General features: G+C 72.8%; 19 protein-coding genes. 11 read left to right on the plus strand and 8 right to left on the minus strand.

Annotated elements, in window-relative coordinates; translation table 11 throughout:
• Positions 1-267: 267 nt before the first annotated feature.
• From CR938_RS05345 to CR938_RS05355, 3 genes are all read right to left on the minus strand, one after another.
• Positions 268-3819, minus strand: coding sequence for a methylmalonyl-CoA mutase family protein (locus tag CR938_RS05345; RefSeq protein WP_162124005.1), 3552 nt, complete (start codon positions 3817-3819; stop codon positions 268-270).
• Between the two features lie 580 nt (positions 3820-4399).
• Positions 4400-5269, minus strand: a complete 870-nt coding sequence (locus tag CR938_RS05350) for an alpha/beta hydrolase (RefSeq protein WP_246190987.1) — start codon at positions 5267-5269, stop codon at positions 4400-4402.
• A gap of 89 nt (positions 5270-5358) precedes the next feature.
• Positions 5359-5985 (minus strand): TetR/AcrR family transcriptional regulator, encoded by a 627-nt coding sequence (locus CR938_RS05355; protein ID WP_162124007.1) that lies wholly within the window; start codon positions 5983-5985, stop codon positions 5359-5361.
• A gap of 189 nt (positions 5986-6174) precedes the next feature.
• On the opposite strand from CR938_RS05355, the gene CR938_RS05360 reads away from it, so the two are divergent.
• Together CR938_RS05360 and CR938_RS05365 are read left to right on the plus strand one after the other, a co-directional pair.
• Complete coding sequence (locus CR938_RS05360; RefSeq protein ID WP_162124008.1) at positions 6175-7275, plus strand: Glu/Leu/Phe/Val family dehydrogenase; 1101 nt, start codon at positions 6175-6177, stop codon at positions 7273-7275.
• 548 nt (positions 7276-7823) lie between these two features.
• Positions 7824-8981: an isovaleryl-CoA dehydrogenase gene (locus CR938_RS05365; protein WP_162124009.1), complete on the plus strand. Its 1158-nt coding sequence runs from the start codon at positions 7824-7826 to the stop codon at positions 8979-8981.
• A gap of 30 nt (positions 8982-9011) precedes the next feature.
• Here CR938_RS05365 and CR938_RS05370 read toward each other — a convergent pair whose 3' ends face one another.
• The gene (locus tag CR938_RS05370) at positions 9012-11843 is read right to left on the minus strand and encodes an autotransporter serine protease (RefSeq protein ID WP_162124010.1); all 2832 of its coding nucleotides are present in this window, start codon (positions 11841-11843) and stop codon (positions 9012-9014) included.
• Positions 11844-11998: 155 nt separating this feature from the next.
• Here CR938_RS05370 and CR938_RS05375 point away from each other — a divergent pair, with 155 nt between their 5' ends.
• The 6 genes from CR938_RS05375 to CR938_RS05400 all read left to right on the plus strand — a co-directional run bounded on the left by CR938_RS05375 (position 11999) and on the right by CR938_RS05400 (position 18122).
• Positions 11999-13174: a thiolase family protein gene (locus CR938_RS05375; RefSeq protein WP_162124011.1), complete on the plus strand. Its 1176-nt coding sequence runs from the start codon at positions 11999-12001 to the stop codon at positions 13172-13174.
• A gap of 152 nt (positions 13175-13326) precedes the next feature.
• On the plus strand, positions 13327-13647 hold the full coding sequence (locus CR938_RS05380) for a hypothetical protein (protein WP_162124012.1): 321 nt from the start codon (positions 13327-13329) through the stop codon (positions 13645-13647).
• A 150-nt stretch (positions 13648-13797) separates the two neighbouring features.
• Entirely contained in the window at positions 13798-14175 is a 378-nt protein-coding gene (locus CR938_RS05385) for a hypothetical protein (protein ID WP_162124013.1), read from the plus strand.
• 92 nt (positions 14176-14267) lie between these two features.
• Complete coding sequence (locus CR938_RS05390) at positions 14268-15875, plus strand: carboxyl transferase domain-containing protein (RefSeq protein WP_162124014.1); 1608 nt, start codon at positions 14268-14270, stop codon at positions 15873-15875.
• A 94-nt stretch (positions 15876-15969) separates the two neighbouring features.
• Positions 15970-16746: an SDR family NAD(P)-dependent oxidoreductase gene (locus CR938_RS05395; protein ID WP_162124015.1), complete on the plus strand. Its 777-nt coding sequence runs from the start codon at positions 15970-15972 to the stop codon at positions 16744-16746.
• Between the two features lie 62 nt (positions 16747-16808).
• Positions 16809-18122, plus strand: coding sequence for a family 8 glycosyl hydrolase (locus CR938_RS05400; protein WP_162124016.1), 1314 nt, complete (start codon positions 16809-16811; stop codon positions 18120-18122).
• Between the two features lie 9 nt (positions 18123-18131).
• Here CR938_RS05400 and CR938_RS05405 read toward each other — a convergent pair whose 3' ends face one another.
• The 3 genes from CR938_RS05405 to CR938_RS05415 are packed head-to-tail and all read right to left on the minus strand — an operon-like array spanning position 18132 to position 20482.
• Positions 18132-18365 (minus strand): DUF6587 family protein, encoded by a 234-nt coding sequence (locus CR938_RS05405; protein ID WP_162124017.1) that lies wholly within the window; start codon positions 18363-18365, stop codon positions 18132-18134.
• Positions 18366-18380: 15 nt separating this feature from the next.
• Positions 18381-20234 (minus strand): ferrous iron transport protein B, encoded by a 1854-nt coding sequence (gene feoB / locus CR938_RS05410; protein WP_162124018.1) that lies wholly within the window; start codon positions 20232-20234, stop codon positions 18381-18383.
• Positions 20231-20482 (minus strand): FeoA family protein, encoded by a 252-nt coding sequence (locus CR938_RS05415; protein WP_211365184.1) that lies wholly within the window; start codon positions 20480-20482, stop codon positions 20231-20233. Before CR938_RS05415 ends, feoB begins: the two co-directional genes overlap by 4 nt.
• A gap of 196 nt (positions 20483-20678) precedes the next feature.
• Between CR938_RS05415 and CR938_RS05420 the strand changes: the two genes are divergently transcribed.
• Genes CR938_RS05420 through CR938_RS05430 form a run of 3 tightly spaced genes read left to right on the plus strand, consistent with a single transcriptional unit; the run spans position 20679 to position 24370 of the window.
• Complete coding sequence (locus CR938_RS05420) at positions 20679-21464, plus strand: enoyl-CoA hydratase-related protein (RefSeq protein ID WP_162124020.1); 786 nt, start codon at positions 20679-20681, stop codon at positions 21462-21464.
• A gap of 10 nt (positions 21465-21474) precedes the next feature.
• Positions 21475-23472, plus strand: coding sequence for an acetyl/propionyl/methylcrotonyl-CoA carboxylase subunit alpha (locus tag CR938_RS05425; RefSeq protein ID WP_162124039.1), 1998 nt, complete (start codon positions 21475-21477; stop codon positions 23470-23472).
• Between the two features lie 4 nt (positions 23473-23476).
• Entirely contained in the window at positions 23477-24370 is an 894-nt protein-coding gene (locus CR938_RS05430) for a hydroxymethylglutaryl-CoA lyase (protein WP_162124021.1), read from the plus strand.
• Between the two features lie 220 nt (positions 24371-24590).
• On the opposite strand, the gene CR938_RS05435 is transcribed toward CR938_RS05430, so the two are convergent.
• The gene (locus CR938_RS05435; protein ID WP_162124022.1) at positions 24591-25286 is read right to left on the minus strand and encodes an MOSC domain-containing protein; all 696 of its coding nucleotides are present in this window, start codon (positions 25284-25286) and stop codon (positions 24591-24593) included.
• Position 25287 lies beyond the last annotated feature (1 nt).

A 25287-nucleotide genomic window follows, 5' to 3' on the forward strand; every position in this document is an offset into this window, starting at 1 on the left:
GCTGGCTGATGCGCTGGATCGCGGCTTTTTGTGCCTGGATGCTGGGGGCGTTGATTTCGCTCATCACGGCTGGATCGCAGCCAACGGTACCCGCACGGGGATGAGAGGCGGATTCTTCAGGGCCGACTACTTAGTTCCACATGGCTAACCTGACAATCAATTCTGGAGAACGTTTCGTGCAGGGTGCGAGCTATACCCCCCCCAATTAAGCTCGAGACCAGCTTCGCAAAGTCGACCACGCTCTACCTCTCCAAAGGATTGAGGTCCCTACATATTCCGCCGATACTCCCCTCCCACGTCATACAGCGCATGACTGATCTGGCCGAGTGAGTGGGTCTTGACCGCCTCCATGAGCGCCTCGAACACGTTGCGGCGCTCGCGGGCGGTCTTCTGCAGGTAGGCCAGGCCGTGACCGTCGTGCGGCTCGGTGGCTGCGGCCGCCGGGTCGCCGTCCACGACGTGGCCGTGTTCGGTCTCCCCTGCCGGCGCCAGCGGGTTGCGGTTGCGCTGCCAGATGCGCAGGTTCTCGATCTGCTGCCGCTTCTCCTCGTCGGTGGAGCGGATCAGCTCGATCTCGCCGCTGACGTCGCTGCCGCCGTCCTTGGCCAGGAAGGTGTTGACGCCGATGATCGGCAGCGAGCCGTCGTGCTTCTTCTGCTCGTAGTACAGGCTCTCTTCCTGGATCTTGCCGCGCTGGTACATGGTGTCCATGGCGCCGAGCACGCCGCCGCGCTCGCTGATGGCCTCGAACTCCCGGTACACGGCCTCCTCGACCAGGTCGGTCAGGTACTCGATGGCGTAGCTGCCCTGCCACGGGTTCTCGATGAAGTTCAGGCCCAGCTCCCTGTTGATGATCATCTGGATGGCCACGGCGCGGCGCACCGATTCCTCGGTGGGCGTGGTGATGGCCTCGTCGTAGGCGTTGGTGTGCAGGCTGTTGCAGTTGTCGAACAGGGCGTACAGGGCCTGCAGCGTGGTCCGGATGTCGTTGAACTGGATCTCCTGGGCGTGCAGCGAGCGGCCGGAGGTCTGGATGTGGTACTTGAGCATCTGGCTGCGCTCGTTGGCGCCGTAGCGCTCGCGCATGGCGCGGGCCCAGATGCGGCGGGCCACGCGGCCGATCACCGTGTACTCCGGGTCCATGCCGTTGCTGAAGAAGAAGCTCAGGTTGGGCGCGAAGTCGTCGATCTTCATGCCCCGGGCCAGGTAGTACTCGACGATGGTGAAGCCGTTGGCCAGGGTGAAGGCCAGCTGGCTGATCGGGTTCGCGCCCGCCTCGGCGATGTGGTAGCCGGAGATGGACACCGAGTAGAAGTTGCGGACCTGGTGGTCCACGAAGTACTGCTGGATGTCGCCCATCATGCGCAGGGCGAACTCGGTGTTGAAGATGCAGGTGTTCTGGGCCTGGTCCTCCTTGAGGATGTCGGCCTGGACGGTGCCGCGCACCACCTGCAGGGTCTCGGCCTTGATCTTCTCGTAGGTCTCGCGGTCCACGAGCTGGTCGCCGGTCACGCCCAGCAGCGCCAGGCCCAGGCCGTCGTTGCCCCTGGGCAGTTCGCCGTGGTAGCGCGGACGCTCCCTGCCCTCGAAGAAGGCGTCGATCTTCTTCTGCGCCAGCGCCCAGCGGTCGGCGTCGGCCTTCAGGTACTTCTCCACCTGCTGGTCGATGGCGGTGTTCATGAACATGGCCAGGATGATGGGCGCCGGGCCGTTGATGGTCATGGAAACCGATGTGTTCGGCGCGCACAGGTCGAAGCCGGAGTACAGCTTCTTCATGTCGTCCAGCGTGGGCACGTTGACGCCGGAGTTGCCGATCTTGCCGTAGATGTCCGGGCGCTCGGCCGGATCCTCGCCGTACAGGGTCACGCTGTCGAAGGCGGTGGACAGGCGCGCGGCCGGCTGGCCGTAGCTCAGGTAGTGGAAGCGGCGGTTGGTGCGCTCCGGCGTGCCCTCGCCGGCGAACATGCGGATCGGGTCCTCGCCGGTGCGGCGGTACGGATACACGCCCGCCGTGTACGGGTAGCTGCCCGGCAGGTTCTCCCTGGACAGGAAGCGCAGCAGCTCGCCCCAGCTGCGGCAGGTCGGCGGGGCGATCTTGGGGATCTTCTGGTGGCTGAGCGACTCGCGGTAGTTCTCCACGCGGATGGTCCTGCCGCGCACCTGGTACTCGTTCACCTCGTCGGTGATGGCCTTCAGGCGCGCCGGCCACTCGCGCAGCAGGCGCAGCGACTCGGCCGAGAGCGACTGCACCGCGTCGTTGTAGCGCTGGCGCAGCGTGGCCAGCGAGCGGTCGCCCTCCACGTGCAGGTCGGCGGCCTCGTACAGGTCCAGCGGCCGCGGCAGCCTGGGGTCCTCCAGCTCGCGCAGCGCCTGCCACAGCCCCTGGGCGCGGCTGGCGGTCTCGGACTCGCTCTCGATGCGGCGGTTGATCGCCCGGCCCTGCTCGGCGATCTCGGCCAGGTAACGCACCCGGTTGCCCGGGATCAGCACGGTGGCGCGCGGCTCCCTGAGCGTGGTGTCGATCCGCGGCGCGAAGTCGCAGCGCGGCGAGGCCGGATCCAGCCTGGCCTTCAGCAGCCGGCACAGGTTGGCGAACATCCAGCTCACGCCGGGGTCGTTGAACTGGCTGGCGATGGTCGGATAGACGGGGATGTCCTCGTCGCGGACGTCGAAGGCGTTGCGGTTGCGCTTCCACTGCTTGCGCACGTCGCGCAGGGCGTCCTCGGCGCCGCGGCGGTCGTACTTGTTCAGCACCACCAGCTCGGCGAAGTCGAGCATGTCGATCTTCTCCAGCTGGCTGGCCGCGCCGTAGTCGGAGGTCATCACGTAGACCGGGAAGTCCACCAGGTCCACGATCTCCGAGTCGCTCTGGCCGATGCCGGCGGTCTCCACGATCACCAGGTCGAAGCCCAGCGAGCGCAGGAAGCCGATGCAGTCGTGCAGCACGGTGTTGGTGGCCGCGTGCTGGCGGCGCGTGGCCATCGAGCGCATGTACACGCGGCGGCTGCGCAGCGAGTTCATGCGGATGCGGTCGCCCAGCAGGGCGCCGCCGCTGCGGCGGCGGGTCGGGTCCACCGACACCACGGCGGTGCGCATCTCCGGGAAGCAGGCCAGGAAGCGGTTGAGCAGCTCGTCGGTCACCGACGACTTGCCGGCTCCGCCGGTGCCGGTGATGCCCACCACCGGGGTGAGCGGGCGGCCGTCCGGGGTGCGCGCGGCCGCGGCCCAGCCCTTGCGCAGCAGCGCCAGCTCGGCCTCGCCGAAGACGCCGTCCTCGATGGCGCTGAGCATGCGGCCGATGGCGAACTCGTCCTCCAGCGCCGGGCGCGGATCCACCGGGCCGGCGTGGGCCGGTGCGGCCTCGCGCGCGGCGGCGGCACGGCCGACCACGTCCTGGATCATCTCCACCAGCCCCATCTTCATGCCGTCGTTGGGGTGGTAGATGCGCTCCACGCCGTAGGCCTCCAGGTCGCGGATCTCCTCCGGCGTGATGGTGCCGCCGCCGCCGCCGAACACGCGGATGTGCGGGGCACCCTGCTCGCGCAGCATATCCACCATGTAGCGGAAGTACTCCACATGGCCGCCCTGGTAGGACGACAGGGCGATGGCGTCGGCGTCCTCCTGCAGTGCGGCACGCACCACCTCCTCCACGCTGCGGTTGTGGCCCAGGTGGATCACCTCCGCGCCCTGCGCCTGGATCAGGCGGCGCATGATGTTGATCGCCGCGTCGTGGCCGTCGAACAGGCTGGCGGCGGTAATGAAGCGGAGCGGCGAGGCATCCGGGCGCGCGTCGGGGATCTGGGTGGCGGGCGTGCTCATGCGTCCTCGTGAATCAAGGTTTCGCACCGATTCTAGACATTGCACGCGAAACCATTGGTTGCGCCGCAGCGTGACATTTCGCCCCGCCCCTCCCCGGCGTCTCGCCGCCGCCCCGGCCCTGCAGGAGCCGCGTACGCGGCGATCCGGCCGGCGGGGGGCCGAAGCCCGCATTCAAGTGCGTCGGCAAAGAGGCGGCATTCCGCCCATCGGCACGGGCGCCCGCCGCGACGCGCCCGTCGCGTCGCCGCTGACGCGGCTTTCCTGCAGGAAGCGCATGACGACCGGGCCGGCGCGCGAAGCGGTGCCCCTGTAGGAGCCGCGCACGTGGCGACCCGGCCGGCCTATGCGAAACCCGCGTTCAGCCGCAACGGGAAAGGCGCCGCATGCAGTCCCCACACAGGCGCCCGGCCCTGCAGGAGCCGCGTACGCCGCGACCCGGCCCGCGGGTCCGAAGCCCGCATTCAAGTGCGCCGGAAAAGGGGCGGCATGCCGCCCATCGGCACGGGCGCCCGCCGCGACGTGCCCCTTCGCGTCGCCGCTGACGCGGCCCCCGCGGGGGCGCAACCGGCCGGTACCCGCCTCAGGCGATGCCGAACGGCAGGTTCGGCGAGGACACCACCCGCTCGCCCACAGGCTCCCCGCGCAGGAAACGCAGGGCGGCGGCGATCACCTCCGGATCGCCGGCGATGCGGTGGTGGCCCAGCCCGCGGGTGCTGAGCAGGCGCGCACCGGGCCACAGGCGGGCGTAACGCTCGCCCTCCTCCCACGGCACCTCGTCGTCCTCCAGATCGTGCACCACCAGCGCCGGCATGCCGAACCGCGGCAGGTAGGCATGCACCGAGAGGCTGGCCACCGGCACGCCGAGCTGCCGCTCGAACTGGTGGAACATCCGCTCCACCAGCGGCTCGCGCAGGCCGACCATGCGCCCGAAGCGGTGCCCGGCCGCCAGCACGTCCGCGGCCGGGGCGACCAGCACCGCCCGCCCGGCCTGCAGGCCACCGTCGCGGATGGCCAGCGCGGCGGCCCCGCCGCCCATGGAATGCGCCAGCACCGCCGCGGCCGGGCCGTGCCAGCGGGCCACCGCCGCCCCCGCCCCGGCGCACTCCACCAGGTTGGTCTGCGCCGGCTCGTTGCGGCCGTGGCCCGGCAGGTCGAAGGACACCACCGCGTAGCCGGCCTGGCGCAGCGGCTCCACCCAGGGCCGGCAGCGCAGGCCGAAGCTGGACCAGCCGTGGGTGAACAGCCCCCAGGGCTGGGCGGCCGGATCGCCCCACGTGTAGGTGGTGAGCGTGCGGCCGCCGCTTTCCACCTGCCCCACCCGGCAGTCGGAGACGTCGGCCTCCCAGGCGCGCCGGTGCGAGTGCGCCAGCGGCGTGGCGAACAGGCGCGAGGCCCGGCGCAGGGTGGTCCCCGGCATCAGCCAGCCGCCGGCGGCGAAGGCCCAGCGCACCGCCCGGGGCACCCTGAAAGAACGAACGGTCGTGCTTTTTTGTGGCGAAGCGGAAACGGTCGTGGGGGACATGGCGGGACTTCTTCGAGTCAGCGGGGGGAGCGGGCCGGCCCGGCGCCGGCCCGGAGACGGTCGAGCAGGTCGCGCACCGCGGCGCGGGCGAGCACGTCGGCCTGCGGCTGGTGCAGGCGCATGTGGTGCAGCGCGTACATGAAGCCGTGCAGCTGGTAGGACACCAGCGCCGGATCGGTGCCGGCGCGCAGGTGCCCCTCCTCCACGGCCATGGCCACCGCGCGCTCCACGATCAGGCGCCAGCGCTCCAGCAGTTCGGCCACGTGGTCGCGCATCGGGCCGGGGCGGCCGTCGTACTCGGTGGCCGCGCCCAGGAACACGCAGCCTTCCGGATGGTCCAGGATCCAGCCGATCCAGCCGTCGAGCATGGCCTGCAGCCGCGGCAGGCCGCGCGGCTGACGCAGCGCCGGCTCCAGCACCTGCGTGGTGAAGCTCCCGGCCGCCCAGTCCAGGGTCTGCCGCACCAGGTCCTCGCGCGAGCCGAAGTGGGCGAACACGCCGCTCTTGGACATGCCGGCGGCGGAGGCCAGCTCGCCGATGCTCACGCCCTCCAGCCCCAGCCGCGCGGCCAGCTCGCAGGCACGGCCCAGCAGCATCCCGCGGGTGCTGGCGCCCTTGGCGGTGGCGGGGGCCGGAGTGGTCATGGCCGGCAAAATAGCACGCCCGTTCGGTTCCGCAAGGCCCGGATGGGACCGTCCGTCGGACGGGGGTAGAATGGCGCCCCCGCGACGCAGCCTCCCCGATACTGGCCCCGGCGCGTTTTTGTTTGCCGGATCCGGCAGGCCCGTCCCGCCGGTCCGCCAGCCACGCGCGCCCCCCACGCGGAGCCCACGATGCTTTTCGAAACCCCCGCCACCTCCGGTCACGAACAGGTTGTCTTCTGCAACAACCCCGATGCCGGCCTAAAGGCCATCATCGCCATCCACAACACCGTGCTGGGGCCCGCGCTTGGCGGCGTGCGCATGCGCCACTACGCCGACGAGGCCGACGCGGTGCGCGACGTGCTGCGCCTGAGCCGGACGATGACCTACAAGAACGCGCTGGCCGGCCTGAACGTGGGCGGCGGCAAGGCCGTGATCCTGGGCGACCCGAAGACCGACAAGACCGAGGCGCTGTTCCGCGCCTTCGGCCGCTGCGTGGACGCCCTGGGCGGGCGCTACATCACCGCCGAGGACGTGGGCACCGACGTCAACGACATGGAGCTGATCTACCTGGAGACCGAGTACGTCACCGGCGTGCACCAGGTCCACGGCGGCTCCGGCGACCCGGCCCCGTTCACCGCCTACGGCACCTTGCAGGCGCTGATGGCCACGCTCAAGCGCAAGCTCGGCCACGAGGACGTGGGCAAGGTCAGCATCGCCATGCAGGGCCTGGGCCACATCGGCATGGAGCTGGCCAAGCTGCTGCGCGAGCGCGGCGCCAAGCTGTTCGTCACCGACCTGGACCCGGCCAAGGTCGAGCACGCGGTGTCCGAGTACGGCGCCGAGGCGGTCAAGCCCGACGAGATCTACGACGTGGCCGCCGACGTGTTCGCGCCCTGCGCGATGGAAGGCGCCATCAACGAGCAGGTGCTGGACCGGCTGAAGGTGCAGGTGGTGTGCGGCTCGGCCAACAACCAGCTGGCCAGCCACGCGGTGGGCGACGAACTGCACCGCCGCGGCATCCTCTACGCGCCCGATTACGCGGTCAACGCCGGCGGCGTGATGAACGTGTCGCTGGAGATCGACGGCTACAACCGCGAGCGGGCGATGCGCCTGATCCGCAGCATCTACCACAACGTGTCGAAGATCTTCGACCTGGCCGAGCGCGAAGGCATCAGCCCCCAGTACGCCGCCGACCGCATCGCCGAGTCGCGCCTGGCCGCCATCGGCAAGCTCAAGCTGCCGATGGGCCGCGCCACCCCGCGCATGGGCCATCTGCGCGGCGAGCATTGACGGGCGCAACCGGTTGCGGCCGGTGCGCCGGCGCCGCTGCGGCGTGAACGCACACCCGGAAACGTGGCGGGTGAACGCGGGCGCCGGACGCGCCGGCCGGGGCGCCGCGCACGCGGCCCCTGCAGGGGGTTCCGCCGCGCTGCCTCGCGCTGTAGGAGCCGCGTCAGCGGCGACCCGAGGGCGCACCCGGAGGCGGTGTTCAACGTGGCGTTCGAGGCAGGGCTCCGGCCGCGTGGCGGCTGACCGTCGTCCCGGACGCGCCGGCCGGGTCGCCGCGCACGCGGCTCCTGCAGGGGGTTCCGCCGCGCTGCCTCGCGCTGTAGGAGCCGCGTCAGCGGCGACCCGAGGGCGTACCCGGAGGCGGCGTTCAACGTGGCGTTCGAGGCAGGGCTCCGGCCGCGTGGCGGTTGACCGCCGTCCCGGACGCGCCGGCCGGGTCGCCGCGCACGCGGCCCCTGCAGGGGGCGGCTCATGTGCGGCCGCACAATGAGCTGGAGCGGACCAGCCCCTACACTTCGGTACAGATGAAACCAATTACAGGGGAGCCGATGGACGCATTCCAGCTGGGAGAGGAGATCGACGCACTGCGCGAGGCGGTGCGCCGTTTCGCCGAGGCCGAGATCGCGCCGCGCGCGGCGCGGATCGATGCGGACAACGCCTTCCCGCAGGACCTGTGGCCGAAGCTGGGCGAGCTGGGCCTGCTGGGCATGACCGTCGCGCCCGAGTACGGCGGCAGCGGCATGGGTTACCTGGCGCACCTGGTGGCGATGGAGGAAATCTCGCGCGCATCCGGTTCGGTCGGCCTCAGCTACGGCGCCCACTCCAACCTCTGCGTCTCCAACCTGTTCCTCAACGGCACCGAGGCGCAGCGCCGCAAGTACCTGCCGAAGCTGTGCAGCGGCGAATGGAAGGGCGCACTGGCCATGAGCGAGCCGGGTGCCGGTTCCGACGTGGTCGGCTCGATGGCCTGCCGCGCCGAGCTGCGCGACGGGGTGTGGGTGGCCAACGGCAACAAGATGTGGATCACCAACGGCCCCGAGGCCGACGTGCTGATCGTGTACATGCGCACCGCGGGCAAGGAGGCCGGCAGCCGCTGCATCACCGCCTTCATCGTCGAGCGCGGGATGAAGGGCTTCTCCACGGCGCAGAAGCTGGACAAGCTGGGCATGCGCGGCTCCAACACCTGCGAGCTGGTATTCGAGGACTGCGAGATCCCGCCGGAGAACGTGCTGGGCGAGGTCAACCAGGGCGTGCGGGTACTGATGAGCGGCCTGGACACCGAGCGCCTGGTGCTCACCGGCGGCCCACTGGGCCTGATGCAGGCGGCCATGGACGTGGCCCTGCCCTACGTGCGCGAGCGTCGCCAGTTCGACGCGCCCGTGGGCACCTTCGGCCTGATGCAGGGCAAGCTGGCCGACATGTACACCGCGCTGCAGTCCAGCCGCGCCTTCGCCTACCAGGTGGCGCGCGACTTCGACGCCGGCCGCCATTCGCGCGCGGCCGCGGCCGCGTGCCTGCTGCACGCCTCCGAGGCCGCGGTGCAGGTGGCGCTGGAAGCGATCCAGGCCCTCGGCGGCAACGGCTACATCAACGAGTATCCGACCGGCCGCCTGCTGCGCGACGCCAAGCTGTACACCATCGGCGCCGGCACCAACGAGATCCGGCGCATGCTGATCGGCCGCGAGCTGTTCGAGGGCCGCGGCTGAGCGCGGGCGGCCGCAGCCGCCCGCGCGTTTTCAGAAGCCGACGCTGTAGCGCAACGACAGCGCGTCCGCCCCGCCGCGCGGGCCGAAGCGGCGGTCCCAGTCCAGCGACAGCAGCGCGTGCTGCGACAGCCAGGCGCGCGCCGACAGGCCGAACACGCCGCCGCTGCGCGCCGGGTCCTCGGCCGCCAGCGGCGACCAGACCTCGATGCCGGTGAAGCTGGCCGGACGGCGCAGGCCGTGGCTGGCCAGGGTCTGCTGCCACTCCACATAACCGGACAGCCGCAGCGCGCCCCAGTCGCGCCGGCCACGCAGGCCGGCGATGGCCTGGGTGCGCGCCGAGCCTTCGCGGCCGCTGCGCAGGCCGAAGCCGGCCGCGCCGGCCTCGGCGAAGGCGTCGCTGCGCACCCGCGCGTGCTCGGCGCCGGCATACGGCACCAGCACCGCGGCGCCGTCGCCGAAGCGGTAGCCGGCCTCCACGCTGGTCACGGCGAAATCGCCACCGTAGTCGCTGCGCAGGCCGTGGTGGCGGTCGCCCAGCAGCAGCTGGCGGTCGATCCAGCGCCGGTACTGGCCGCCGCCGATCTGACCGAAGGCGTAGGCCGCGCCGCGGCTGGCGCCCAGGTAGGCCTGCACCTGGGTCTGCCGCTCGCGGCTGTGGTCGGCGGTGCCGCCCAGGCGGCTGTCGCTGCGGGTCTCGCCGAAGGCCATGCCGGCCACCAGGCCGTCCCCCGCCACGTCGCGGCCGGCCATCCAGCCGCCCAGGCGGGCCTGTGCCGCGCCGGCCGCGGTGGCACCGCCCAGGCCGCGCAGCCAGGCGCCGGCGCCCTCGCCTCCGGCCAGCCCGGCGAAACGCGAGGACAGGGTGCGGCGGGTCAGGTCCAGCGTGTCGTAGGTGGCCGCCATCGCCGCACCGTGCACCTCGCCGGACAGGCTGCGCAGGGCCGCCGCGGCGATGCGCGGATCGGTGATGCGCTGCAGCCGGCCGGCAGCGTCGAGGAAGCCGTCCGCATCCGGGGAGCGTCCGCCGTCGATGAGGTCGAACGCCGCCTCCACGCGCTGCGCGGCCTCCAGCGCCGCCGGGGTGATCCCGGCCAGGCCGGCCGCCGCCGCGGTGACCTCCGCCCGGCGCACGTCCAGCCACACTTCGTGGTTGCCGTACAGCAGGCTGGCGTCGAGGAACAGGCCCGGCGCGGCGGTGAGGCCGTCGAAGCGGCCGGTGACGCCGCCCTCGGCGCGCAGCACGTCCTCGCGCACCTCGGCCACGTAGCCGTCGCGCAGGCCGGCCACATGCACCTCGCCGCCCTGCAGCGTGGCCCGCCCCGCCACCTCCAGGTGGCCCCAGCCCAGCACCAGCGACAGCTGGCTGCCGGGGCGCTGCACGTAGTCGCCGCCCACGCCCAGGCCCAGGCCGTCGGCGGCCGACTCGCCGATGTGCACCACCCCCTCGTTCACCAGGTTCCCGCCCAGGCGGCGGGCGCCGTCCAGGCGGCCGCCCGCGGCGACAGTGACGTCCGAGCGCGTCAGCTCGCCGAGCACGTGCAGGGTGCCGCCCTCGATGCGGGTGGCGCCGGTGTAGTCCAGCTCCACACCCGGCGCGCCCAGGGTGAGCGTGCCGGAGCCGCGCTTGACCAGGCCGCCGCTGCCGGTGATGGGATTGGTCCAGGCCGAGCTGCCGTCGAAGCTGACGGTCACGTCGCCCCAGTCGAAGCGCGCCGGGCCACGCAGGGCCTTCTCCACGTTGAGCAGGCCGTAGCCGAACACCGCGTCCACCCCGGGCTCGCCCAGGTCGGTGGCCGTGCCCAGCAGGGTCTGCCGCACCAGATCGTTGTCGAAGTACGGGAACGCCTCCCACACCAGCGCCGCCGCGCCGGAGACCAGCGGCGCGGCGTACGAGGTGCCGCTACCGTAGTAGTAGCTCGGGTTGGCCGCGGTGGCGTCGTGGCCGGGGAACACCGCCGTGCCCGGCGCCACCAGGCAGTAGTTGCGGGCGATGCCGCAGGCGTTGGAGTACCAGGCCAGGCGGTCGGGACTGGCGGTGTCCAGCGCCGCCACCGCCAGCCAGCCGCGCTCCAGGTCCGCCGCCGGACGGCTGTTGTTGGGGCCGGCCTGGCTGGGCAGCGAGGCCATGTCGGTGGGATCGGCGCGGCTTTCGTTGCCGGTGGAGAACACCACCAGGCCGTCGTAGTCGCGGATGAAGAAGCGGTACTCGTCGGCGATGGCGGCGGTGACCGTGGGCCGGGTCCAGTACAGGCCGCCCCACGAGTTATTCATGATGCGCATGCCCAGCGCCGCCAGGTCCTGGTGGATCGCCTTGACGCCGATCGCGCCGGTGACCTCGTTGCCCTGCCCGGAGCCGTCGTCCTGCGGCCGCTCGTCATTGATGATGCGCGCCGACAGCAGGGTGGCACCGGGCGCCACGCCGCCTGGCCAGGCGCCGAACGGCTGCCCCGCGGCGAGCATGGCCACGGTGGTGCCGTGGCCGACCTTGTCGTCCACGCTCATGTCGTTGCGCGCCGGGTTGACGTAGACCAGGTTGGCCGCCACCCGCCCGGCCAGCGCGGGGTGATTGCGGTTGATGCCGCTGTCGATCACGCCGATGCGGTAACCGGCGCCGGTGTAGCCCTGGCGCTGGTTGGCGGTGGCGTTGACCAGCTGCAGGTGCGCGTCGACCGCCGGCTGCGGCGTGGGCGGCGGTTCCGGGGCCGGTGGCGTGGCCGGCGGCGGGGGCGGCGGATCGGGGCGCGTGTTGCCCCCGCCGCCCCCGCGGGCCGCCAGGCTGGCCGCCAGCACGGTGGCGCCGGCCACCGCCAACCTGGGGCGGGCCAGCCCGCCCCGACCGGTCGCGTTGCCGGAGATCCGCATCAATGCATCCTGGCTCGGTTGTGGCGGGCCTCCGCCCGCGGGGATCGCCTCCGCTCTATCCCGCAATCGCCCCCCGCCTGTCGCCTGTCCACGCGGACGGTGGCGCCTCCTTCCGGGCGCCGCGATAATCGGGGTTCGATCCTGTGGAGGTCCCAATGTCCGACATCGTCATCGCCGGTGCCAAGCGCACCGCCATCGGCTCCTTCCTCGGCCAGTTCAACGGCGTGCCCACGCCGACGCTGGGCGCGGCCGCCATCGCCGCCGCGCTGGAACAGTCGGGCGTGCCGGCCACGGACGTCTCCGAGGTCATCATGGGCTGCGTGCTGCCGGCCAACCTGGGCCAGGCGCCGGCGCGCCAGGCCGCACTGGCCGCCGGCCTGCCGACCTCCGCCGGCTGCACCACCATCAACAAGGTGTGCGGCTCGGGCATGAAGGCGATCATGCTGGGCCACGACCTGATCAAGGCCGGCTCGGCCTCGGTCGTGGTCGCCGGCGGCATGGAGTCCATGAGCAACGCGCCGCACATGATCCCCAACTCCCGCACCGGCAACCGCTACGGCAACTTCCAGGTCGTGGACCACATGGCCTGGGACGGCCTGACCAATCCGTACGATGGTCAGGCCATGGGCGTGTTCGCCGAGAAGACGGTGGAGAAGTTCGGCTTCACCCGCGAGGACCAGGACGCCTACGCGATCGAATCGGTCAGGCGTGCGCAGGCCGCGCAGGCCTCCGGCGCCTTCGCCGACGAGATCGTCCCGGTCAAGGTCGCCACCCGCAAGGGCGAGGTCGAGGTGGCCACCGACGAGCAGCCGGCCCGCGCCGACATCAACAAGATCCCGACGCTGAAGCCGGCCTTCCGCAAGGATGGCACCGTCACCGCCGCCAGTTCCTCGAGCATTTCCGACGGCGCCGCCGCCACCATCCTGCTCAGCGCCGAGGAAGCGGCCCGCCGCGGCATCAGGCCGCTGGCGCGCATCGTCGGCCATGCCACCTTTTCGCAGGAGCCGGAGTGGTTCACCACCGCGCCGGTGGGCGCGATCTCCGCGCTGCTGGAGAAGGCCGGCTGGAAGGTCGAGGACGTGGACCTGTTCGAGATCAACGAGGCTTTCGCCGTGGTGGCGATGGCGCCGATCCGCGAGCTGGGCATCCCGCACGAAAAGCTCAACGTCAACGGCGGCGCCTGCGCCCTGGGCCACCCGATCGGTGCCACCGGCGCCCGCATCGTGGTGACCCTGGTCCACGCCCTGCGCAAACGCGGGCTGAACCGCGGCGTGGCTTCGCTGTGCATCGGCGGCGGCGAGGCGACGGCGATTGCCATCGAAACGGTCTGACCGTCATATAATCGGCGCACCCGGGATTTCACGAAGCCTTTACCGGACAGAACCGGATTCACCCGTAGCCGCTTGACAGCGGATATGGGCTTGTCATCATTGTCCGTGGCGCGCGACAGCGCGCTGCCCAACTAATCGACGAGGAATCACCAATGAGCATCAACAAGCTGCTGGTCGCACTGGCTCTGGGTCTGGCCCTGGCCGCGTGCTCGAAGCAGGAAGCCGCCCAGGACGCCGCTGCTGCCGCTGACCAGGCGGCTGCCGAAGCCCAGGCTGCTGCCGACGCGGCTGCCGCCGCCGGCGCTGAAACCGCCGACGCTGCGCAGAGCGCCGCCGACGCCGCTGCTGACGCCGCCGATACCGCGGCTGACGCTGCCACCGAGGCTGCTGCCGACACCGCCGAGGCCGCTGCTGACGTCGCCGAGGAGGCGAAGGAAGCCGCCGAGGCCGCCAAGGACGAGGCCCAGCAGTAATCCGCTGAGGGCAAGTCTTTGCGGAAAGGCCGCCGGGGAACCGGCGGCCTTTTCGTTTATGCAGGGTTTTCCGTGCGCGCCGGGCTTCACGGCATGCTGAGCCGGTCTTGGCGATCCTCGGGTGCCATCCACCACGAAGGACGCCCGCCCATGAAGCGCACCCTGCCCCTGCTGGCCGCCGCCGCCCTGGTTCTGCCGCTGGCCGCCTGCAACGAACCGGCCCGCGACGACGCCCAGGCGCACTACGAGCGCGCCGGCGAGCACGCCGAGAACGCCGCCGCCGAGGCCGTGGACGCGGCACAGGCCGCCACCGACGCGGCCGCGATCCAGGCCCGCGAGGCGGCCGACCGCAGCGGGCAGGCCCTGGACGCCGCCGCCGCCAACACGCGCGAGGCGGCCGACCGCGCCGGCGATGCCGCCCGCGACGCCACTGCCCGGGCCGCCGACGCCACCGCGGACGCGGCCGAACGCACCGCGCAGGAAGCGCGTGAAGCCGCCGCGCGGGCCCGCGACGACGCCGACAACTGATCGGACGCTAAACGCCGCCGCCTTGTTGCGGCGCCAGAAGGCCGACGGAGCCGGCTGCCGTATGCTTGCGGCAGCCGCACTCCAGGACGCCCATGCCCGCCCTCAGCAGCCAGATCGACTCCCGCTCGATTGAATTCACGCAGAACGCCGAATACCACCGCCAGCTGGCCGCCGAGCTCCGGCGGCGGCTGGAGCGCGCCGCCGCCGGGGGCGGCGAGAAGGCGCGCCAACGCCATACCGAGCGCGGCAAGCTGCTGCCGCGCGAGCGCATCGACGTCCTGCTCGACCCCGGTTCGCCGTTCCTGGAGATCGCGCCGCTGGCCGCCGAGGACATGTACGACGGCGCCGCGCCGGCGGCCGGCATCGTCTGCGGCATCGGCCGGGTGATGGGCCAGGAAGTGGTGATCGTGGCCAACGACGCCACGGTCAAGGGCGGCACCTACTTCCCGATGACGGTGAAGAAGCACCTGCGCGCGCAGGAGATCGCGCGCGAGAACCGCCTGCCCTGCCTCTACCTGGTGGATTCCGGCGGCGCCTTCCTGCCGCTGCAGGACGAGGTGTTCCCCGATCGCGAGCACTTCGGCCGCATCTTCTACAACCAGGCGCGGATGAGCGCGGAGAATATCCCGCAGATCGCCGTGGTGATGGGCAGCTGCACCGCCGGCGGCGCCTACGTGCCGGCCATGTGCGACGAGAGCATCATCGTGCGCAACCAGGGCACGATCTTCCTCGGCGGCCCGCCGCTGGTGAAGGCCGCCACCGGCGAGGTGGTGGACGCCGAGGCGCTGGGCGGCGCCGACGTGCACACCAGCATCTCCGGCGTGGCCGACCACCTGGCCGAGGACGACCGCCACGCCCTGCAGATCGCCCGCTCCATCGTCGGCCACCTCAACCGGTGCAAGCAGCTGCCGGTGGCCGTGCGCGAACCGCGCGAGCCGCTGTACCCGGCCGAGGAGCTGTACGGCATTGTGCCGCAGGACACCCGCCGCCCGTTCGACGTGCGCGAGGTGATCGCGCGCATCGTGGACGGCAGCGAGCTGGACGAGTTCAAGGCCCGCTACGGCAGGACCCTGGTCTGCGGCTTCGCCCACCTCCACGGCTACCCGGTCGGGATCGTGGCCAACAACGGCATCCTGTTCTCCGAGAGCGCGCTCAAGGGCGCGCACTTCATCGAGCTGTGCAACCAGCGCGGCATCCCGCTGGTGTTCCTGCAGAACATCACCGGCTTCATGGTCGGCCGCAGGTACGAGAATGCCGGCATCGCCAAGGACGGGGCGAAGATGGTCACCGCGGTGGCGTGCTCGTCGGTGCCCAAGTTCACCGTGGTCATCGGCGGCAGCTTCGGCGCCGGCAACTACGCCATGTGCGGCCGCGCCTACGGTGCCCGCTTCCTGTGGATGTGGCCCAACGCCCGGATCAGCGTGATGGGCGGGGAGCAGGCCGCCAGCGTGCTGGCCACGGTCCGGCGCGACGCGATCGAGGCGAAGGGCGGCACCTGGAGCGCCGAGGAGGAAGAGGCGTTCAAGGCCCCGATCCGGGAGCAGTACGAGACCCAGGGCAGCCCCTGGTATGCGACCGCGCGGTTGTGGGACGACGGCATCATCGACCCGGTGGACCCCCGCCGGGTGCTGGCCCTGGGCCTGTCGGCCGCGCTCAACGCGCCGATCGAGCCGGCGCGCTTCGGGGTGTTCCGCATGTAGCCGCGGCCGCCGCCCGCGTCCCCGCGGGCCGGCGGGGCGCGTCCGCGAGGAGGCGCCCACGGCCGGCATGGCACCACATGGCAAGGGGAGGAACATGGACCTGGGACTGGCGGGCAAGCGTTGCGTGGTACTGGGCGGCAGCCGCGGCATCGGCCGGGCCATCGCCCTGGGCCTGGCGGCCGAGGGCGCGGACGTGGCGGTGTGCGCGCGCGGCGGCGACCCGCGCGGGCGCAGCGCCCTGCACGAGGTGGAAAAGCGGCTGCGCGCGCTCGGCGGGCGCGTGCACGTGCGCGCCTGCGACGCGGGCGTCGCCGCGCCGCAGGCGGACTTCCTCGACGGCGTGCGCCAGGCCTTCGGCGGCGTGGACGTGCTGGTGCACAACGCCTCGGCGCTGGCGCTGGGGCCGTCGCTGGAGGACCTCCAGGCCTGCCTGCACCTGGACGTGCTGGCCGCGGCGCGCGCCTGCGGCCAGGTGATCCCGTGGATGAAGGAAGCCGGCGGCGGCAGCATCGTGCTGGTGGCCTCGATCTCCGGCATCGAGGCCAGTCCCGGCGCGGACTTCGGCTACGCCGCGGCCAAGGCCGCGCTGATCGCCTACGCCAAGAAGCTGGCGGTGTTCCACGGTCCGGACGGGATCCGCGCCAACGCCATCGCCCCCGGCTCGATCGAGGCACCGGGCGGACGCTGGGAACGCATCCGCCACGAGGACCCGGCCCGCTACGAAGCCGTGCGCGCCACCATTCCCTGGGGCCGGCTGGGCACACCGCAGGAGGTGGCCGACGTGGTGGTGTTCCTGGCTTCGCCGCGCGCGGCCTGGATCACCGGCGCCTGCGTGCCGGTGGACGGCGGCCAGCACAAGGGCATGCGCTGAGGCGGCCGCGCCCGCCGCGCTCTGCTATCGTCCGGGCCAACGTGGATACCGCTACCAGCCCGATGCGTGCCCTGCTCCGCTCCCTTGCCCTGTTCCTCCTGCCCGTGCTGGCCGCCTGCGGGCGCACGGCCGACGGCACCGCCGGCACCCCGGCCGCGTCCGCCGCCGCCAGTGCCGGCGCGGTGGCCACCGGCCACTACCCGGACCTGTTCGCCGAGGCGGGCATTCCGGCCGCCGAGGTGGAAGCCAGGATCGAGGAGGCCTTCGGCCGCCTGTTCCACGGCGACCCGGACGAGGAGGCCGTGTACTACGAGGCCGGCGCCAACGGGCACGGCCCACTGGCGTACATCCTCGACGTCCACAACGGCGACGTGCGCTCCGAGGGCATGTCCTACGGGATGATGATCGCCGTGCAGCTGGACCGCAGGCGCGAGTTCGACGCGCTGTGGAACTGGGCGCTGACCCACATGTACCAGGACGACCCGGCACATCCGGCCTACGGCTACTTCGCCTGGTCGCTGCGCCCGGACGGCACGCCCAACGATGCGATGCCCGCGCCCGACGGCGAGGAATACTTTGCCACCGCGCTGTATTTCGCCGCCGCGCGCTGGGGCGAGGGCGAAGGCCCCTACGCCTACCGCGCCTGGGCCGACCGCATCCTCACCCATGCCCTGCACCGTGGCCCGATCACCGGGGCCACGGTCACGGCCAGGCAGGCCACCGCCATCAACCTGTTCGACCGCGACGCGCGGATGGTGCGCTTCACCCCGGACCTGCCCAACGCCGCGCACACCGATCCGTCCTACCACCTGCCCGCCTTCTACGAGGTGTGGGCGCGGGTCGGCCCGGAGGCCGACCGCGGCTTCTGGGCCGAGGCCGCGCGCACCAGCCGCGACTACTTCGTGCGCGCGGCGCACCCGCGCACCGCGCTCACGCCCGACTACGGCAACTTCGACGGCACGCCGTGGGCGGCGCCGTGGCGACCGGAATCGGCCGACTTCCGCTACGACGCCTGGCGCACGGCGATGAACTGGGCGGTGGACTGGTCGTGGTGGCGCGCCGATCCGCGCCAGGTGGCGCTGTCCAACCGGCTGCAGGCCTTCTTCCTGGAGCAGGGCCTGGACACGCACGCCAGCCTCTACACCCTGGACGGCCGGCCGCTGGGCGGCGGCCGCACCACCGGCCTGGTGGCGATGAACGCCACCGCCAGCCTGGCCGCCGACCATCCGCGCCGGCTGGACTTCGTGCGCGCGCTGTGGGAACGGCCGGTGCCGCGCGGCCGGCACCGCTACTACGACGGCATGCTGTACATGCTGGCCCTGCTCCACTGCAGCGGCCGCTTCCGCGCCTGGCTGCCGGCCGACGCCGCCGGCTGAGGCGCCGGCTCAGCGCCGCGGCGGCGGCCCGCAGTTGTCGCAGCCACCGCAGGCCCCGCCCCCGCCCTGCGCGGGCGGGGCGATGCGCCGCGCCAGCGCGCGCATCCACGCCGGCCGGCCGTCACGCACCAGCGGTTTGGCCAGGGCCAGGCGCAGGGTGCCGGGCATCTGCTTCTTCAGGAAGATCCACAGGGCCAGGGCCACCACCAGGCCGACCACGATGTACTGCACCGTCAGCGGCATGGCCCGGTTCCTCCCTCAGCCCGCGCCCAGCCGCACCGCGACCTGGTAGGTCAGCAGCGAGGCCAGGTAGGCCAGCGCGAACAGGTAGCCGGCGGCCAGGGCCATGGTCTTCCACGAGCCGGTCTCGCGGCGGATCGCCGCCCAGGTGGCGATGCACTGCGGCGCGTAGATGTACCAGGCCAGCAGGGCCAGGCCGGTGGCCAGCGACCAGCCGTCGGAGATCAGCGGCGTCAGCGCCTGCGCCGCGGCCTCGTCGTCGGCGGCCGAGAGCGCGTACACCGTGGCCAGCGAGGACACCGCCACCTCGCGCGCGGCCAGGCCCGGGATCAGGGCGATGCAGATCTGCCAGTTGAAGCCCAGCGGCGCGAACACCACCGCCAGGGCGTGGCCGATGCGGCCGGCCAGGCTGTAGTCGATCGCCGGCAGGGTGGCGTCGGCCGGCGGCGCCGGGAACGACAGCAGCACCCACAGCAGCACCGTCAGGGCGAAGATGATGCCGCCCACGCGCTTGAGGAAGATCACCGCCCGCTCCCACAGGCCGATCAGCACGTCGCGCGGGTGCGGCAGGCGGTAGGACGGCAGCTCCAGCAGCAGCGGATGCTCACCCTTGTCGTGGCGCCACTTCTTCATCACCCAGGACACCGCCAGCGCGCTGAGGATGCCGGCCATGTACAGGCCGAACAGCACCAGGCCCTGCAGGTTGAGCCCGCCCCAGACCTGGCGCGCGGGGATGAAGGCGCCGATCAGCAGCGTGTACACCGGCAGCCGTGCCGAACAGGTCATCAGCGGCGCCACCAGGATGGTGGCCAGGCGGTCGCGCGGGTCCTGGATGCTGCGGGTGGCCATGATGCCGGGGATGGCGCAGGCGAAGGACGACAGCAGCGGAATGAAGGAACGGCCGGACAGGCCGGCGGCGGCCATGATCCGGTCCAGCAGGAACGCCGCGCGCGGCAGGTAGCCGGACTCCTCCAGCGCCAGGATGAAGGCGAACAGGATCAGGATCTGCGGCAGGAACACGATCACCCCGCCCAGGCCGGCGATGATGCCGTCGGCCAGCAGGCTGGCCAGTGGCCCCTCCTCCATGTGCGTGGTGACCCACTCGCCCAGGGCGGAGGTGCCGGCGTCGATGGCGTCCATCACCGGCGCGGCCCAGGCGTACACCGCCTGGAAGATCAGGAACATCACCACCGCCAGGGTCAGCAGGCCGAACACCGGGTGCAGCAGCCAGCGGTCCAGGGCATCGTCGACCTGCGCGGTGCGGCGCGGCATGCTGACCGTGGCCGCCAGCAGGCGCCGGGTCTCGGCGTGCAGGTCGGCGTCCTCCGGCAGCTGCACCGCCGGCGGCTGCGGGGCGTCGGCGAAGCGGTCGATCAGCTCCACCAGCGGGCGCGCGCCGTTGCGGCGCACGGCCACGGTCTCCACCACCGGCACGCCCAGCTCGCGCGCCAGCGCCTCGCGGTCGATGGCGATGCCGCGGCGCGCGGCCACGTCGCTGAGGTTCAGCGCCACCACCATCGGCTTGCCCATCTGCCGCACCTCCAGCACGAAGCGCAGGTGCAGGCGGAGGTTGGTGGCGTCCACCACGCACACCAGCACGTCCGGCGCCGGCTCGCCCGGGTAGAAGCCGCGGCACAGGTCGCGGGTGATGGCCTCGTCCAGGCTGGCCGGGTTGAGGCTGTAGGCGCCGGGCAGGTCCAGCACCGTATAGGTGCGGCCGGAGGGCGAAACCAGCCGTCCCTCCTTGCGCTCCACGGTCACGCCGGCGTAGTTGGCCACCTTCTGGCGGCTGCCGGTCAGCTGGTTGAACAGCGCGGTCTTGCCGCAGTTGGGGTTGCCCAGCAGGGCCAGGCGCAGGGTGGTGCCGTTCATGCCCCGGCCTCCTGCGGACGGCCCACCCGCACCCGCGCGGCCTCGGCGCGGCGCAGGGCGAAGCGGGTGAAGCCCACCTGCACCAGCAGCGGCTCGGCCCCGAACGGACCGCGGGCCACGATCTCGACCGGCTCCCCGGCCACGAAGCCCAGCTCGCGCAGGCGCCGCGCGACCGGGTCGTTCGGGCTGCGGTCCTCCACGGACTGGACGACGACGGGGGTGCGTGGCGGCAGGTCGGACAGCGTCACGGCAGACTCATAATCAAGAACGGTTCTCAATTGTAGCACCCGCCTTCACATCCGGCTCGCGCCGCGATGGCCCGCGTTGGGCAGTGCCTTGCGCGCCTTTGGCCGTCCACCGCGCCCGCGTGGCCTACGCCGCGCTGCGTCATGGCCACTTGCGGCACCACGGCTATCATCGGCGGCTCCACCATTGGGAAAGACGATGGCCGAACCGCTGCTGATCCAACCGGCCGGCCCCGTGCTGCGCCTGCGCCTGAACCGGCCGCAGCTGCACAACGCCTTCGACGCGGGGCTGATCGCCGCCCTCACCTCGGCCCTGGAGGCCGCCGGCCGCGACCCGGCGGTGCGCGTGGTGGTGCTGGAGGGCGAAGGCCCTTCCTTCTCCGCCGGCGCCGACCTGCAGTGGATGCGCGGCATGGCCGCCGCCAGCGAGGAACAGAACCGCCAGGACGCCCTGGCCTTGGCCCGGCTGATGCGCACCCTGGACGAGCTGCCGCGGCCGACCATCGCCCGCGTGCACGGCGCGGCCTACGGCGGCGGCGTGGGCCTGGTGGCCTGCTGCGACATCGCCATCGGCGTGCCGCAGGCCAGGTTCGGCCTGACCGAAGCGCGCCTGGGCCTGCTGCCGGCGGGGATCTCGCCCTACGTGGTCGCCGCCATCGGCCCGCGCCAGGCGCGGCGCTGGTTCGCCACTGCCGGGACCTTCGACGCTGCCCAGGCCCTGGCCATGGGCCTGCTGCACGAGGTGGCCGAGCCGGAGGCGCTGGACGCGGCGGTGCAGCGCCAGCTCGACCTGCTGCTGCGCGCCGGTCCACAGGCCGCGGCCGCGGCCAAGGCGCTGGTGCGGCAGGGCTGCGCCGGCGGCGACCGCGACGCGCTGGACGCGGCCAACGCCGCCCTGATCGCGCGCCTGCGCGTCTCGCCCGAGGGCCAGGAGGGCATGGCCGCCTTCCTCGACAAGCGCGCGCCGGCCTGGACCACGGAGTAGGACCGTGCCCCTGTTCGACAAGATCCTGATCGCCAACCGCGGCGAGATCGCCTGCCGCATCATCCGCACCTGCCGGCGCCTGGGCATCGCGAGCGTGGCGGTGTACTCGGACGCCGACGCCGGCGCCCTGCACGTGCGCATGGCCGACGAGGCCGTGCACATCGGCGGCCCGGCGCCGGCCGACAGCTACCTGCGCGGCGAACGCATCCTCCAGGCCGCGCGCGCCACCGGCGCCCAGGCCATCCATCCCGGCTACGGCTTCCTCTCCGAGAACGCCGACTTCGCCGAGGCGGTGGCCGCCGCCGGGCTGGTGTTCATCGGGCCGCGCCCGGAGTCCATGCGCCGCATGGGTTCCAAGGCCGGGGCCAAGGAGCTGATGGCCGCGGCCGGCGTGCCGGTGGTGCCCGGCTACACCGGCCAGGACCAGTCGCCGCAGACCCTGCTGCGCGAGGCCGCGCGCATCGGCTTCCCGCTGATGATCAAGGCCGCGCACGGCGGCGGCGGCAAGGGCATGCGCGTGGTGCACCGTCTGGAGGACTTCCCGGCCGCGCTGGAGAGCTGCCAGCGCGAGGCGCGTGGCGCCTTCGGCCGCGACCGCGTGCTGCTGGAACGCTACATCGCCAGCCCGCGCCACATCGAGGTGCAGGTGTTCGGCGACGCCCACGGCAACCTCGTCCACCTCCACGAGCGCGAGTGCTCGGCGCAGCGCCGCTACCAGAAGGTGCTGGAGGAGTCGCCCTCGCCCTTCCTCACCCCCGAACGCCGCCAGGCCATGGGCCAGGCCGCAGTGGCCGCGGCCCGCGCCATCGACTACGTCAACGCCGGCACGGTGGAGTTCATCGTGGATGGCGAGGGCGCGTTCTGGTTCATGGAGATCAACACACGCCTGCAGGTCGAGCACCCGGTCACCGAGATGGTCACCGGCCTGGACCTGGTGGAATGGCAGCTGCGCGTGGCCGCCGGCGAGCCGCTGCCACTGCGCCAGGAGCGGATCGCCCAGCGCGGCCACGCCATCGAGGTGCGTCTGTACGCGGAGGATCCGGAGGCCGGCTTCCTTCCCGCCTCCGGCACCCTGCGCCGGCTGGTGCTGCCGACGCCCTCGCCGCAGGTGCGGGTGGACGCCGGCGTGGAGGCCGGCGACACGGTCAGCGTGTTCTACGATCCGATGATCGCCAAGCTGATCGTGCACGACGCCGACCGCCCCGCGGCGCTGGCGCGCCTGCGCGAGGCCCTGGCCGCCAGCCACGTGGCCGGCACCCGCACCAACCTGGCCTTCCTGGAGGCGCTGGTGCGGCATCCAGCGGTGGTCGAGGGCCGCATCGACACCGGCTACCTGGACCGCCACACCGACGAGTTCCTGGCCCCGCCCGTGCCCGCCTCCACGGCGCTGGCCGCCGCCGCGGCCGCGCTGCTGCTGCGCCAGCAGGCCGCCGAGGCCGCGGCCGCCGCGCGCAGCGGTGATCCGTGGTCGCCATGGGCACTGGGCGACGGCTGGCGCCTGCTCGGCCGCGCCGCGCGCATGCTGCGCCTGCAGGCCGGCGGGCAGGTCCACGAGGTGCGCGCCAGCGGCCACGGCGGGAACTGGCGCATCGAAGCCGGCGGCCACGCGCACGAGGTGCAGGCCGCGCGCCTGGACGGGACCACGCTGGAACTGCGCCTGGACGGCCAGGCGCACCGCTACGGTGTGTTCGCCGGGGACGGCGGGCTGGAGCTGCACGACGGCCGGCAGCGCCTGGCGGTGCGCCTGCTGCCGCCGGAAAGCCGCGGCGGCGAGGCCGCCGGCGCCGGCGACGGACGCGTGCTGGCGCCCATGCCCGGCAGGGTGGTGGTGGTCCATGCCCAGCCCGGTGCGCGGGTGGAGGCCGGCACGCCGCTGCTGGTGATGGAGGCGATGAAGATGGAGCTGACGGTCAGGGCGCCGCAGGCCGGCGTGGTCGCCGAGCTGCGCGCGGCCGCCGGCGAGTTCGTCGAGGCCGACGCGGTGCTGGCCGTGGTGGCCGCGGAGTAGCGCCATGTCCGATTTCGTCCGCATCGTCGAAGTCGCCCCGCGCGATGGCCTGCAGAACGAGGCCCGGCAGGTCGCCACCGTCGACAAGATCGCGCTGGTGGACCGGCTTTCGGCCACCGGCCTGCGCAGCATCGAGGCCACCGCCTTCGTCAGCCCGAAGTGGGTGCCGCAGATGGCCGACGCGGCCGAGGTGATGGCCGGCATCATCCGCCGCCCCGGCGTGGCCTACCCGGTGCTGGTGCCCAACCTGCAGGGCTACGAGCGCGCCCGCGCCGCCGGCGCGGAGGAAGTGGCGGTGTTCACCGCCGCCTCGGAGGCGTTCAACCGCAAGAACATCAACGCCTCGATCGACGAGTCGATCGAGCGCTTCGTGCCGGTGCTCGAGCGCGCCCGCGCCGACGGGGTGCGCGTGCGCGGCTACGTCTCCACCGTGCTCGGCTGCCCCTACCAGGGCCAGGTGCCGCTGGCCGACGTGGTGCGCGTGGCCCGGCGCCTGTACGAACTGGGCTGCTACGAGATCTCGCTGGGCGACACCATCGGCGTGGGCACGCCGCGCAAGGCCCGCGAAATGCTCCTGGCGGTGGCGGCCGCGGTGCCGATGCCGGCGCTGGCGGTGCATTTCCACGACACTTGGGGCCAGGCCCTGGCCAACGTGGCCGCGTGCATCGAGGCCGGCGTGCGCGTGGCCGACGCCGCGGTGGCCGGCACCGGTGGCTGCCCCTACGCGCGCGGAGCCAGCGGCAACCTCGCCACCGAGGACCTGGTGTACATGCTGCACGGCATGGGCCTGGCGACCGGCGTGGACCTGGAGGCGCTGGCCGGCACCGGACGCTGGCTGGCCGCGCTGCTGGGCCGGCCCACGGGCAGCAAGGTGGGTCGCGCGCTGGCGCGGGCGTGATCCCCCGCGTCCGGTGCCCCCGGCCCCGGGTCTCCCTGCTCCCGCGGCGGTGCGGGATTTCCTGCAGCAGCGGCGCCAGCGGCGACACGACGGACGTGGCCGGTTGCGGCGTGCGGCGGATGCACCTGCGCCGTGGACGCTGGCAAGGTGGCGGTTGAACGCCGGCGCCGGACGCGGGCGCGTCGCGGCTGGATGCCGCTTCTGCAGGGCGAGGACGCGGTCAGGCCTGCGGGCCGTGCAGGCGCACGTCCCAGTTTTCGGTTCGGCCCTGCTCCAGGCGGCGTTCGAACACCTTGCGCCAGGACGGCACCAGCGGCAGTGCCAGCGCCGCCACCAGCCCGGCACGATCCAGGGTGCGCCGGTAGAGCAGCCCGGCCAGGCGGGTCAGCGGCCAGTCCGGCCAGGGACGCTCCAGCAACTCCAGCACGTCGCCGGCCTGCACCGGGCCCGGCTCCAGCACGCGGTAGTACCAGCCGGTGCGGCCGCTGTACTGCACGCGCCGGGCCAGGGCGGCGATGCCGAAGCGGTCGGACAGCTTCCAGCACGGCTGCCGGCCCTGCGAGACCTCGACCACCGCCGCGCCCAGGCGCAGGCGGTCGCCCAGGCACAGGTCGGCCTCGGTCACACCGCGGGTGCTGATGTTCTCGCCGAAGGCGCCGGGCGCCTCCAGCAACGGATGCGGGCCCAGCTCGGCGCGCCAGGCCGCGTAGTGGTCATGCGGATAGTGGTGGATGGCCTTGTCGGGACCGCCGTGCACGCGGCGGTCGCCCTGCTCGTCGCCGTCCAGGCCTTCCGGCCCGGCCAGGCCCGGTCCCGGGCGCGGGCGCTTGGCGATGGCGCTGCGGCTGCCCGGCCGGGTGTAGTCCCCCGCCCGGCCGGTCAGCACCGCCTCGACCCGGGCCAGCGCGCGCGGCACC

This window comes from Pseudoxanthomonas taiwanensis (genome assembly GCF_010093135.1).
Classification (GTDB): domain Bacteria; phylum Pseudomonadota; class Gammaproteobacteria; order Xanthomonadales; family Xanthomonadaceae; genus Pseudoxanthomonas; species Pseudoxanthomonas taiwanensis.